Genomic DNA, 328 nt, shown 5'->3' with positions numbered 1-328 from the left:
GTTTTGGGGGTAGATCACTGGCGGTTTGCCGGGGGCAAACCCGGTTCGTGTCGGCACCGTCAGGTCCGACGACACGAACCTCCCCGACGCAAGATGCCAGCGGGAGACCTGGCGCCACCGGGGGCCTTCGCGCTGGCACTCGATGCGCTCCCCGACACGGTAGGCTGCGGCCGACGTGGCGGGGCGCGCGGCGCTGCGTTTGATCGTCTTCACGGAGAGGTGGTAGCTGGCCATGCGCCCTCCCCTCGCCTGTGATGCAAATGCGCCCACGCGCCGGAGCTGATCCGTGCCGATGTCCTGACATTGGCAATCGGATCACCCGTCTTTT

The 328-nt window shown here is 67.1% G+C and carries 1 pseudogene; it reads right to left on the bottom strand.

The features are described from left to right. Window positions 1-234: pseudogene (locus AB9K34_RS03430) on the bottom strand (hypothetical protein); the annotation flags it as partial. Window positions 235-328: the final 94 nt, after the last annotated feature.

The organism is Sedimentitalea sp. XS_ASV28 (assembly GCF_041224545.1).
Taxonomy (GTDB): domain Bacteria; phylum Pseudomonadota; class Alphaproteobacteria; order Rhodobacterales; family Rhodobacteraceae; genus Sedimentitalea.
This window is presented reverse-complemented; position numbering and strand designations above follow the sequence as displayed.